11 protein-coding genes are annotated in these 13,155 nt (G+C 33.8%); all 11 read right to left on the minus strand.

The genetic code is table 11. The features are described 5' to 3' along the window. Positions 1–99: 99 nt before the first annotated feature. The gene (locus KFE69_09275) at positions 100–990 is read right to left on the minus strand and encodes a protease modulator HflC (protein UTW41695.1); all 891 of its coding nucleotides are present in this window, start codon (positions 988–990) and stop codon (positions 100–102) included. After that, entirely contained in the window at positions 990–2,192 is a 1,203-nt protein-coding gene (gene hflK / locus KFE69_09280) for an FtsH protease activity modulator HflK (GenBank protein ID UTW41696.1), read from the minus strand. Before hflK ends, KFE69_09275 begins: the two co-directional genes overlap by 1 nt. Positions 2,193–2,235: 43 nt before the next feature. Beyond that, positions 2,236–3,552 carry a GTPase HflX gene (gene hflX / locus KFE69_09285; protein ID UTW41697.1) on the minus strand — a complete coding sequence of 439 codons (1,317 nt, stop codon included), beginning with the start codon at positions 3,550–3,552 and terminating at the stop codon, positions 2,236–2,238. Positions 3,553–3,568: 16 nt separating this feature from the next. Next, positions 3,569–3,943 (minus strand): RNA chaperone Hfq, encoded by a 375-nt coding sequence (hfq, locus tag KFE69_09290; protein ID UTW41698.1) that lies wholly within the window; start codon positions 3,941–3,943, stop codon positions 3,569–3,571. A gap of 87 nt (positions 3,944–4,030) precedes the next feature. Beyond that, a complete protein-coding gene (gene miaA / locus KFE69_09295) occupies positions 4,031–4,972 on the minus strand; it encodes a tRNA (adenosine(37)-N6)-dimethylallyltransferase MiaA (protein UTW41699.1) in 942 nt (313 codons plus the stop codon). A gap of 17 nt (positions 4,973–4,989) precedes the next feature. Further along, positions 4,990–6,582: a SurA N-terminal domain-containing protein gene (locus KFE69_09300; protein UTW41700.1), complete on the minus strand. Its 1,593-nt coding sequence runs from the start codon at positions 6,580–6,582 to the stop codon at positions 4,990–4,992. A 140-nt stretch (positions 6,583–6,722) separates the two neighbouring features. Continuing rightward, complete coding sequence (locus KFE69_09305) at positions 6,723–6,995, minus strand: HU family DNA-binding protein (protein ID UTW41701.1); 273 nt, start codon at positions 6,993–6,995, stop codon at positions 6,723–6,725. A 117-nt stretch (positions 6,996–7,112) separates the two neighbouring features. Then, positions 7,113–9,533 (minus strand): endopeptidase La, encoded by a 2,421-nt coding sequence (gene lon, locus KFE69_09310; protein ID UTW41702.1) that lies wholly within the window; start codon positions 9,531–9,533, stop codon positions 7,113–7,115. A gap of 42 nt (positions 9,534–9,575) precedes the next feature. Then, positions 9,576–10,880, minus strand: coding sequence for an ATP-dependent Clp protease ATP-binding subunit ClpX (gene clpX / locus KFE69_09315; protein UTW41703.1), 1,305 nt, complete (start codon positions 10,878–10,880; stop codon positions 9,576–9,578). Positions 10,881–10,984: 104 nt separating this feature from the next. Further along, on the minus strand, positions 10,985–11,593 hold the full coding sequence (clpP, locus tag KFE69_09320; GenBank protein ID UTW41704.1) for an ATP-dependent Clp endopeptidase proteolytic subunit ClpP: 609 nt from the start codon (positions 11,591–11,593) through the stop codon (positions 10,985–10,987). A 142-nt stretch (positions 11,594–11,735) separates the two neighbouring features. After that, positions 11,736–13,052 (minus strand): trigger factor, encoded by a 1,317-nt coding sequence (tig, locus tag KFE69_09325; GenBank protein ID UTW41705.1) that lies wholly within the window; start codon positions 13,050–13,052, stop codon positions 11,736–11,738. Positions 13,053–13,155 lie beyond the last annotated feature (103 nt).

Below are 13,155 nucleotides of genomic sequence, written 5' to 3' on the forward strand. Positions count from 1 at the left end.
GATTAATATGATAATTTTAACTCTAAAAGAAGAAATAGTATTACAACAGTAATAAGTTTGATTATGAAATTATTTTAAGAAGTCTAAGAAAAAAGTTATTTATTTAGAAGCATTTTCTGAAGGGTTAAAGTATTTAAATAACTCACCTTCAGGTTTAAGAATAAGCGTATTATCTTTATTAGCAAAAATACTATCATAAGTCTGCATGCTTTTTAAAAATTCAAAAAGGGATTGATTTTTTGAATAACTCTTAGCATAAATCGACAATGCCTCAGCTTCACCTTGAGCTCTGATTTGTTTAGCTTGCGATTGAGCCTTAGCTAAGATTACTGTAACAGAAGCATCAGCATTCGCTCTAACTTCTTCTGCTCTAGCATTACCCTCTGCTCTAATACCTGCTGCTGCTTTTTCACGCTCAGAACTCATTCTTTGATAAATTGACTCTGTCACTGTTTCAGGTAGATCAATTTGCTTAATTCTAACATCTTTAATTGCAATACCTAAATTTTGTGCCTTATCCGAGACAACTTTATCTAGGTCAGCCATTAAATTAGAACCACGATTATTCACTAATTCTTGAATGGTTCTTGTACCAAATTCATCTCTCATTGCTGATGATGTATACTGAATTAATAAATTTTCTGCTGTTGATACACTGCCATAAGTTGAGCGGTAGAACTTATCTAAATCAGTAATCTGCCAAATTACATAAGCATCTACCATGATATCTTTCTGCTCTTTAGAAACAATACGTGATGAATCAACTTGTAAGGTACGATAACGCATATCATACTCTTTTACATCTTCAATAAATGGTAGCTTAAAGTGCAATCCTGGCGTAAATGATTTTGTTTGACCATTATCTAATTTTTCAATTTGACCTAGTTTTAAAATAATTGCTCGATGAGATTCAGTTACTGTAAAAATTGATGCATACAGTAAAATCAAGACAATAATTAATAAACACAAAAATCCAAATGCTTTATTCATTAGTAATTGCCTCCATTACCTGAAGAAGATTTATTCGCTTCTGTCCATCTTACCCACATTTGTTGATTCATTGGTGTTGATGATGTTGAAGCTGTTTTAGCTGTACTTGTGTCGCTAGATGCAGCATGAGTCATAGGAGGACGTGTATAGTTACCTGAACGCTTAATACCTGTAACATCTGGCATAAACAAATTATTATTACCCGAACCATCAACAACATATAAACGATTATTACTTAATACATTTTGCATGGTTGTTAAATAGATTTGTTTTTCAATAATCTGAGGTGCTTTAACATACTCTGGTAAAATCGCATTATACTGCGCTACATCTGCCTGAGATTGTAAAATGAGTTTTTCTTTATAAGCTTTGGCTGTATCTAAAATACGTGCTGATTGACCATTAGCTTGCGGTATCACTTTATTAGCATAACTTTGTGCTTTGTTAATGGAGCGATTACGGTCTTCACGTGCTTTAATTACATCATCAAATGCAGCTTTAACTGGATCAGGCGCTGTTGCCTTCTGCATATTCACAGAAACAATTGCGATACCTGTTTTATAATCTTTAAGTAAGCGTTCTAATTCTGTTTGAACTTCTTTAGTAATTTGCAGACGATCAATACTAATAATACTATCTAAAGTACTCTGACCAATCACTTGACGCACAGCCGCATCTAATGATTGATTTAACATTTGTTGAGGATTAACCACATTAAATAAATAATCTTTCAAATCAGAAATTCGATAGTTAACTGTAAATGCGACTGACGCAATATTTTCTTCTGAAGTAAGCATTTCTCTGGATAGTGAAACTGTTTTTACTTGATCAACACTTTGTTCATAAACTGTCTCAATAAAACGAGGATACCAATGAAAGCCTGGCCCAACCGTTTGAACATAGCGACCAAAGCGTAGAACTGCAGCTTGCTCGCCTTCTTTGACAATAAAAATACCTGATATTCCCCAAATCACGGCAATTAATAGAATAACTAACAAAATCATCGAACCTACACTCTTTGCATTACCTGGAGGTTTTATGCGTGTAGGACCTTTGTTAGAATTTTTATTATCTTTTTGTGGATTTGACTTCTTCCTAGAGAATAAATTCTTAATGACTTCTTCAAAATCTGGAGGTCCATCTTGATTCTGATTTAACTGAACCGTCCTGTTTTGTTTTTGCCACCACAGCTTTTTAATCATATATCACCCTTTGCTAAGCTTTAATAACAAACTTTCCTTTACTTTAATGTTGGTAAAATATATCACCTAATTCAAGTGCATTATCATCACATATTGACTTCAATTTGTAAAACCCACAACGTATATTTAACACAATATTACCATTTTCATCGCTAGATTCTGATAAAACCGCATTAATTTGATACAGTTGCGCTCTAAAACGCGCATGTTTTGCTTGGATAATAATTTTACCTGATACTTCGTCTTTACTTAAGCATAATGAAATTGATTCTTTTAATAAATCAATTCCTGCACCTGTTTGTGCAGAACACCAAACTCTCCTTGGTTGTAACTTCTCTTGATCATAATCAACATGCACTAATTTTTTAGTTTTATCTGATAGATCAATTTTATTATAAACTTCCAATACAGGAATATGATCTGCATTAATTTCCTTTAATACTTGATAAACTTGATTGATATAATCTCTGTACTGTTCATTAGAATAATCAACGACATGTAATAATAAATCTGCTTGAGCCGTTTCTTCTAAGGTAGCTCTAAAGGCATCGACTAAATCATGTGGTAAATTACGAATAAAGCCTACCGTATCAGAAAAAATGACTTCACCATAATGCGGTAAAGTTGATTTTCTTAACGTTGTATCTAATGTTGCAAATAATTGATCTTTAACAAATGCATCAGCACCCGTTAGTACATTAAATAACGTTGATTTACCCGCATTGGTATAACCTACCAATGATATCGTTGGGATATGCGATTTTTTTCTTACTGAGCGTGATAATGCACGCTGGGCTCTAACCTTATCAATCTTTTCTTCTAAGGTACGAATTCTATGACGTATCATACGTCGATCGAGCTCAATTTGCTTCTCTCCTGGTCCACCTCTTAAGCCGATACCGCCTTTTTGACGCTCTAAGTGTGTCCATGCCTTAACTAATCGTGTTGCTTGATAATTTAATTGAGCTAACTCAACTTGTAAACGCCCTTCATAGGTTTTAGCACGCATAGCAAAAATATCTAAAACAACGCCTGTACGATCAAGAATACGGCACTTTGGTAACATTTCTGTCAAATTACGTTCTTGGGCAGCTGTAATGTTATGATTAAAAATAATTAAATGAATATCGTTTGATTTAACGATGGAAGCAATTTCGTCAACTTTACCTGAACCTACAAAATATTTAGGGTCCGGCTTTGATCTTTTTGTATGGATAATTGTAATGACTTGCCAACCAGCAGCAGTCACTAACGAATTTAACTCATCTATATCTGAGTCTTGTTGATCAAAACGACCAAAAAACTGAGCATCAACCAATAGGCTGCGCTCACCTTTTTTTATTTGTTCAAAGAGTTCCAAACAACGCGCTTAAATATTATGACTCAAGCGGTTGTTTGTTTTCAATTGTCGAAATGTCATCTTGCTCAAAAGATTCACCCATAAAGTCATCACCAACTAACTCATCTTCGATTGCTTCTTGATGATTTGATTGTTGATTTTGGTGACTATGATGCTGTGTTTGTGAGTGATTCGAAAATAACAAACGCACCGGACGAGATGGAACTACAGTTGAGATTGCATGCTTATAAACCATTTGATTGACATTATTACGCAATACAATTGAAAACTGATCAAATGCTTCAATTTGACCTTGTAGTTTAATCCCATTAACCAAATAGATAGATACAGGTATTTTTTCTCTGCGAAGCGCATTTAAAAAAGGGTCTTGCAAAGATGATATTCTTGACATATTTTCAGTCCTCTATTTATTTATTGTTATAATTTATACCCATCGGGTAAACTAGATTCTACCAGGGATAAGTTCATAATGCTACTATTAAATAACTATTTTTTCACCTAAATAATTCATTACTTTAGATTTTAATTTTAACCCATCAACAAATGGATCAAATACTTGAATTGGACTTTGCCAGTGTCTCATCCAGGTTATTTGGCGCTTTGCTAATTGGCGTGTTGCTATGATAGATTTTTCAACTGCTTCTGTATAACTTAATTTCCCTTGCAAGTGCTGCCACATTTGACGATAACCAACACAACGAATCGATGGCAAAGCATCATTAAGATCTTCTCTTACAAACAACTTTTTTACCTCATCTATAAAACCAGATTCAATCATTTGATCAAATCGTTTAGCAATTAACTGATGCAAACAACTACGATTATGAGGAAAAAGACCAATTTGAGTGACATTGTATTGAGACGCTAATGCATAACTTTTGGCATCTTGCCATAATTGACTCATAGGCTTTGAAGTAATGTAGTAGACTTCTAATGCTCTAATAATACGTTGTGCATCAGTAGCTTTAATATTTTTTACTGACTTTTGATCAACCTCAGATAGTTTTTGATATAGATAGGCCAAACCATTATTTTCAGCTTCTTCTATAAGCTTTCCTCTTATCAATTCATCTGCTTTAGGTAGTTCAGTTAGCCCATGCATAAATGCATTAAAATACATCATTGTACCGCCAACTAATATGGGTATTTTTTTATTTTGATGGCATTGATCAATTATTGGTTTTGTGGCACTTAAAAAATCTGAAACAGAAAAAGTTTGATTTGGCTCAATAAGATCAATTAAATGATGGGGATAGGCTTTAAGTTCATCTGGTGTTGGTTTTGCCGTACCAATATCCATACCCTTATATATCATTGCTGAATCAACGCTGATAATCTCTGAATCAAAGTGATCATTTAAATGCATTGCCAATTGTGTTTTACCACTGGCTGTTGGCCCCATTAAAGTAATAACATTCATAAATTTATTCTAAATAATTAGTTTTCTGATTCAAGCTTTACAGAAATTACATTTTTTAAATAGTCTAAATAGGCTTGATACTGTAAAGAAAATTGCATATTTTTTGCCATTGATTCACTTTGCATTTGCATTCTGTAATAATTAGTATCAGCTTTACTAGGTTTGATAGTACTTTCAATACGATAAATATATAAAGCTTTATTCGCCTCAAGTAAGTGATATTTTGATTGAAGTAGATCATTTATAGGTGCTGACATAATAGATTTAATGACATTTTCAGGTAGCTGTGTACTTGTTCTTGCAACTAATAATTGTTTCCAATTTAAAGGAACACTAACAAGTTTGTTAACTGACTTAGCATTATTTAGTTCAGTAATAACAACTGAAGCTTTTGATTTTAACCATTTTTGTTTTTGTTTCTGAGCTAAAATAGTACGTATTTGAGTGCTAACTTCTTTTAATGGCTTTTCTTGTTGTAGTTTATATTGATTTAAACGAATAATAACAGCTTCTGTTGGTGATATATTTATTACATCACTATTGTATTTATTTTTTAATACATCATGACTAAAGGCTGCTTCTCTAACTGATTTATTTTTGGCAATACCACTACCTGTAGCTCGTGTAAAAAAGTCACTTACTTTAACCGCCACCTTTGCTTCTTTCGCTGCACTTTCTAAACTATCAGGAGATTCATAAGCTAAATTAGCCATTTTATTACCAATAGAAGAATATAAAACTTGTGCCTGTTCTTTAGATAATTGGTTTTTAATTTCTGTCTTAACTTCAGAGAGTGGCTTTACTATCGTTTTTCCATCTTTTTGCTTTGTCGTAAATTGAGATTTGTTTGCATCATAAAAAGCTTGAATTTGACCATCTGTTACTGTAATTCGCTTTTGTATATCAACTAATGTTAGCTCAATATAACTAACTTTAACTTCTGCTGGCTGAATAAATTCACTCTGATGTGCTTTATAATACTTAGAAATTTCATCATCAGTAATAGAAGTTTTTGTTGATACTTCAGCATAAGGCACTTCAGTATAGCTTACTTTACGTTTTTGAAATAATAAATTAAAAGTTGCAGTTTCTTCACTTGGAAGCACAAAGTCACTGCCTATTAAACCTACTGTAACCTGAGATGATAAAATATTATCTTCTAACATACTTCTAAGCATTGGTAATGTATAGCCACTAACGCGTAAAAATTGATCATATTTTTCTTTAGAAAATTGGCCATTTTCTTGAAAGTATGGCATCTGTGTAATTTGTTGATCAATCAGTGCTTGAGAAACTTTGACACCCATTTGTAGTGCACCTTGCTTTTGCAATTGTTGATTGATTAATTGTGATAGAGCAAGTTTCTGATACTTAGGATTATTTAAATCAGTAATACCTTCTTGAGATAAGCCTTGTCTCATTTGATTTAGTTGTTGCTGAACTTCAAAATCAGTAATATTTGTTTTACCCACTTTTGCAACTGTCTGTCCGCGTTGGTTATTGCCTTCAAAATAATAACTAATGCCCCATAAAACAAATACCACACTTATTACGCCAATAATAACGGCACTAGCCCATCCTTTAAGCTTATCATGGATTGATTGCAGCATAACAAAAGCTTCCTTAATTCTTTCTAAGTTCTTTTAATTTTTCGACATTTTAGCATAGTCATAATAAAAAAGGCATCCCGAAAACGGCATGCCTTTTGTAAGCTTTAAGCTCTTATAAAAATCAAAGAAAACGGTTTATGTCAATTAACCGCATCCTTTAATCCTTTACCAGCTTTAAATACTGGTGATTTTGACGCAGAAATCGTCATAGGCTGGCCAGTTTTAGGGTTACGCCCTTGACGAGCAGCACGCTTACGAACCTGAAATGATCCGAAACCAACAAGACTAACTTGATCACCTTTTTTAAGTGAGCTTGTAATCGATGTAATGGTTGCATCTAACACTCTTTGAGCAACTTCTTTTGTTACATCAGCTTCCTTTGAGATTGCGGTGACTAATTCACTTTTATTCACAGGTCTATCCTCTTACTTGTTAACAAACTTATTATCCCTAAAAACCTACTGAAGACCAGCTATTTTGCAGGATTATTGCTAGTTATAGCAAGGCCTTTTCAGTCAGTCAACTCTAATCTAGCTCTTTTTCTCACTATTCTTAGTTTTTTGTGTTTTTTTAGCTGATGGGCTTGATTTTTTAGATTTATTTAATAGTTTTTTGCCATTAACTAAAGCATGTGTTAATACCTCATTAACCCACTGAACTGGAATAATTTCCAAACCATCTTTAATATTATCTGGCATCTCAACTAGTTCACGTTTATTTTCTTCTGGAATTAATACCGTTTTAATTCCACCACGTAAAGCAGCTAATAGTTTTTCTTTCAAGCCACCAATCGGTAAAACTTCACCTCTCAGTGTTATTTCACCAGTCATTGCAACATCAGCCCTGACTGGTTCATCCGCTAATACTGAAACTAATGAAGTACACATTGCAATACCCGCGCTTGGTCCATCTTTGGGTGTCGCACCTTCAGGCAAATGGACATGCAAATCATATTTTTCATAAAAGTCATCTTTTAAATTAAGCTTATCAGCTAAACTTCTAACAACAGTAACAGCTGCCTGAATTGACTCTTGCATGACATCACCAAGCTTACCGGTACTAACAACTTTACCTTTACCAGGTGTGGCGACAGCTTCAATTTTTAATAACTCACCACCAACTCTAGTCCAAGCAAGCCCAGTTACTTGTCCAATCAATGGCTTCTCATCAGCAATACCATAACGGTACTTTTTAACACCCAAGTAATCTTCTAATATTTCAGATGTAATTTTTATATGTTTTAGTTTTTTATCCAATAGTAATGATTTAACTGATTTACGGCACAAAGTTGCAATATAACGTTCAAGCTCACGAACACCTGCTTCTCTTGTATAATAACGAATAACATCTGTAATGATTTTATCCGAAATCTCAATTTCACCTTTTTTAAGACCTGTTGCCTCAATCTGCTTTGGTACAAGGTAACGATTAGCAATATTCAGTTTTTCATCTTCTGTATAACCAGATAAACGAATCACTTCCATACGATCTAGTAGTGGCTCTGGAATATTTAATGAGTTAGCAGTTGCAACAAACATTACATCTGATAAATCATAATCAACTTCAAGATAATGATCATTAAACGCATGGTTTTGCTCAGGATCTAACACTTCAAGCATTGCTGACGCTGGGTCTCCTCTAAAATCCATACTCATTTTATCAATCTCATCAAGTAGAAATAATGGATTTCTTGTACCAGCTTTAGTCATTTTTTGAATAATCTGACCTGGTAATGAACCAATATAAGTCCTACGATGGCCTCTAATTTCAGCTTCATCACGCACACCACCTAACGCCATTCTAACATAATGACGTCCAGTTGCCCTTGCAATAGATTGCCCCAAAGATGTTTTACCAACACCTGGCGGTCCAACCAAACATAAAATTGGCCCTTTAAGCTTACGTTTTCTTTGTTGAACAGCTAAGTACTCTAAAATACGTTCTTTTACTTTTTCCAAACCATAATGATCAACATTTAAGACTTCTTCAGCTTTTGTTAGATCTTTTTTAACACGAGAACGTTTTGACCAAGGAACATTAATTAGCGTATCTATATAATTACGCGATACTGTAGCCTCAGATGAAGCCGGTGACATCATTCTAAGCTTTTTAAGCTCTTGCATGCCTTTTTTTTCTGCTTCTTGAGACATTTTCGCTTCTTTAATGCGACTTTCAATATCATCTAATTCATTTTGACCATCTTCCATCTCTCCTAGCTCTTTTTGAATTGCTTTCATCTGCTCGTTGAGATAGTATTCTCTTTGATTTCTCTCCATCTGTTGTTTCACACGCTTCATAATCGTGCGCTCAACTTGGAGAATATCCATTTCAGTTTCCATCAACACCATTAACTTCTCTGCACGCTTACAAACATCTAAAGCTTCTAATAGCGCTTGGCGATCTTCTATTTTAAGACTCATATGTGCAGCAATCGTATCCACCAAACGTCCTAATTGACGTGTACTAGAAACAGAGTTAATGACTTCAGGTGGGATTTTTTTATTTAATTTGACGTATTGATCAAATTCAGTCACTAAAGTACGTGTAATTGGTTCTGTTACATCTTCAGGTGGTTCATTATCTTCAATTAATTCAATTTCTGCAGATAAATAAGCAAAGTCAGTCGCATAGCGACTAATACGCGCTCTTTTCTCACCTTCAACTAAAACTTTTAATGTACCATCCGGTAGCTTTAATAATTGCAATATCGAAGCCATCGTACCTAATTCAAACAAATAATCAGGTAATGGATCTTTATCATTAGCTTCCTTTTGTGCTACCAGTACGATCTTTTGATTCGTTGCCATCGCTTTTTCAATTGCGCGAACTGATTTTTCACGTCCAATGAACAAAGGTACAACCATATTTGGATAAACAACCACATCTCTTAACGCCAATACAGGATAAGCACTAACTTGTTGTTCTGTTACTCTCTCTACCTCTTGACTCATTACAAATCCCTAAATTTTTATATGTTAAAATATATTTTTCACTCATGCAGATGACGAAAGTCTAACTTCTTCTTCGTTTTCTAAAACAACCAAAGCAGCGCTTTCTCCTCTAATTACACGATCATCAATAATTACCTTTTTAACATTTTCTAATGATGGTACTTCAAACATAGCATCTAATAGCGCATTTTCCAGGATTGATCTTAAACCACGTGCACCAGTTTTTCTATCTAACGCTTTTTTTGCTGCTGCTTTAACTGCTGAATCTTTAAATTCAATTTCAACTTCTTCTAAACTAAACAGATGTTTATACTGTTTTAAAAGTGCATTTTTTGGCTCAGTTAAAATTCTAGCTAAACCTTCTTCATCTAACTCTTCTAAAACAGCAATTACTGGCAAACGCCCTATAAATTCAGGAATAAGTCCAAATTTCACTAGATCTTCAGGCTCTGTTTTTTTCATCAACTGATTATGCGCCTGACGATCAGTTTCACTAACAACTTCAGCACCAAAACCAATTCCTGACTTCTCAGTTCTTTGACGAATAACATTTTCAATACCTGCAAATGAACCACCACAAATAAATAAAATATTAGCTGTATCAATTTGTTCAAATTCTTGCTGCGGGTGCTTACGTCCACCTTTAGGCGGCACAGAAGCAACTGTACCTTCTATTAATTTTAATAATGCTTGCTGAACACCTTCGCCTGAAACATCTCTTGTAATTGAAGGATTTTCACTTTTTCTTGCAATCTTATCAATTTCATCAATATAGATAATACCTCGTTGGGCTTTATCTGCTTTGTAATCCGCATTTTGAAGTAATTTCTGAATTACATTTTCAACATCTTCACCGACATAGCCTGCTTCAGTTAAAGTTGTTGCATCTGCAATAGCAAATGGAACATCCAACATCTTTGCTAGTGTTTGTGCTAATAGTGTTTTACCATTACCTGTCGGTCCAATTAAAAGAATATTACTTTTGCTAAGTTCTATATCACTACTATCTTCACTCTCATCACTTGTATCTTTTTTTGAAAAAATACGTTTATAGTGATTATATACCGCAACAGATAAAACTTTCTTTGCAAAATCTTGACCAATGACGTACTGATCAAGATGTTTTTTAATCTCATGAGGTTTTGGTAAAGCTCTTTCCTCTTCTTCTTCAGTAGTAGATTGTCTTTGATCAATAATAATATCACGACATAAATCTACACATTCATCACAGATATAAACTGAAGGTCCTGCAATTAATTTTTTTACTTCATGCTGGCTCTTACCACAAAAAGAGCAGTAAAGTGTTTTGCCGCTAGTACCATCACCTGATTTTTTCTTTCTAGGCATAATCTTATTATCCTAATTTGAATTTATACTTTAACAATAAATCAAAATGGAGGCTTTTTCCAAAACTTCAAGTGCTTTTGCAGCAATTTTAATTTTAATATAATTTATTTTGATTTGTTTGAACTACTTTTAGATTCCATGACTGCATCAACTAGACCATACTGCATTGCCTCTTCTGCCGATAAGAAATAGTCTCGATCTGTATCTTGAACTAGTTGATCATATTTTTTACCCGTATGTTTTGCCAAAACACGGTTTAAAGTTTCTTTTACTCGCATCGTATTTTTAGCATGAATTTCAATATCAGTTGCTTGACCCTGAAATCCACCTAATGGCTGATGAATCATAACCTGCGAATGTGGCAAACAAAAACGTTTCCCTTTATTGCCTGAAGCTAATAATACAGCCCCCATACTAGCAGCTTGACCAATACACATCGTACTTACATCTGGTTTAATCAACTGCATCGTATCATAAATTGCCATACCAGCAGTGACCACACCCCCAGGTGAATTTATATATAAATGTATATCTTTATCAGGATTTTCACTTTCTAAAAATAATAATTGGGCAATAACTAAATTGGCAGTGTGATCATTGACCTCACCAACCATAAAAACTATACGCTCCTTTAGGAGTCTTGAATAAATGTCAAATGAACGCTCACCACGAGATGTTTGTTCAATTACCATAGGAACTAACGTATTATGCATAATCGTCCCCTCTTTGTATGCAATTTCTTAAACTAAAACCACGTCAATTAAATTTTTGGTACAAGCCATATTAAAAACATGGCTTTTTAAATACTACTTGATAGTGCTTGTATTTATTACAACAGTCAACACTAATTAGTAGCTAGCGTTGCTGCTGCCCCATAACAGAGCGAACCAACTCAAAAAAGTCAGCATCTTTCTCAGATACTTGAGCACTTTCTAATAATGTATCAACCAACTGGTCTTCTAATACAGCATGCTTAATATTATCCATTTCTTGCTTATTTTCAAGAATATGTTTTTTAACATTATCTGCATCTTCATAGACTGAAACCACTTCATCAATCATTTGGTCAATACGCTTTTGTTCAGGTTCAAATTCATGCTGTTCAAATAATTTACCCACAATCAGGCCAAGTTTAACGCGATCAAAAGATGGTTTTTCAAACATTTCATTTGGAATATTTTCAGCTTTAATACCACTTTTTTCACCACCAAAGCGTTGGATTAGTTCTTGTTTAGCTTTACTAATTTCATTTTGAACCAAGCTTTTAGGAACATCAATCTCATTCTGCTCTTTTAGACCATTAAATACTTGCTCTTTAATTTTCTTCTTGATCGCAGCTTTTAGTTCACGCTTCATATTATTTTCAATTTCACGCTTAAACGTATCAAAATCACCTTCAACGTTAAAGCGCTTGAAGAATGCTTCATCTAATTCTGGTAGTATTGGCTCTTGTATTGCTTTTAAAGTAATCTTAAACTCAGCTTCTTTTCCACCTAAGTTCTTATTATGATATTCCTCAGGGAAAGTAACTTTAATTGTTTTTTCCTCACCATTAGTCATACCAACAACACCATCTTCAAATCCAGGTATCATCTGCTTAGAGCCAAGAATAATTTCAGCATCTTCTTGCGAACCACCTTCAAACTCTTCTTCATCAATTGTACCAACATAATCAACTTTAACTTGATCATCAATCGCTGCTGGGCGGTCAACTGCATTATATTCAGCTGTCTGCTTTCTTAATGTTTCAATCATTTGATCTACTTCAGCTTCACCTAATTTAACAACTGGCTTTTCTACTTTAATTTCTTCAATACCCTTAACTTCAAATTCAGGATACAATTCAACTTGAGCAACAAATTTTAAGTCTTCACCTTCTTTATCTTGAGTGACTTTAACTTCTGTAATTCCAGCCGCTTTTAGTTTTTCTGATTCAATTGCCTCATAAGATCGTTTTGGCAATACATCACCAATGACTTCAGAACGTATCTGATCACCATAACGTTGCTTAATAAATCTTACTGGCACTTTACCTGGTCTAAAGCCATCAATACGCGCATTTTTAGAAATTTCTTTCAATCGTTTATTAACTTCTTGGTCAATTTCTTTTGCTGGAACTTCAATGGTTAAATCACATTGAATACCATCTTTTTTTTCTACCGTTACTTGCATAGATGTTTTCCTCAAGTTCAATTTTAATCAAAAACTAATTAATACTGTCTAAATATACAAATGTGAAAGTCTATAGGGTTTAATTGCAGATGTCTACTATTGG

This window comes from bacterium SCSIO 12844 (assembly GCA_024397935.1).
Taxonomy (GTDB): domain Bacteria; phylum Pseudomonadota; class Gammaproteobacteria; order Francisellales; family Francisellaceae; genus M0027.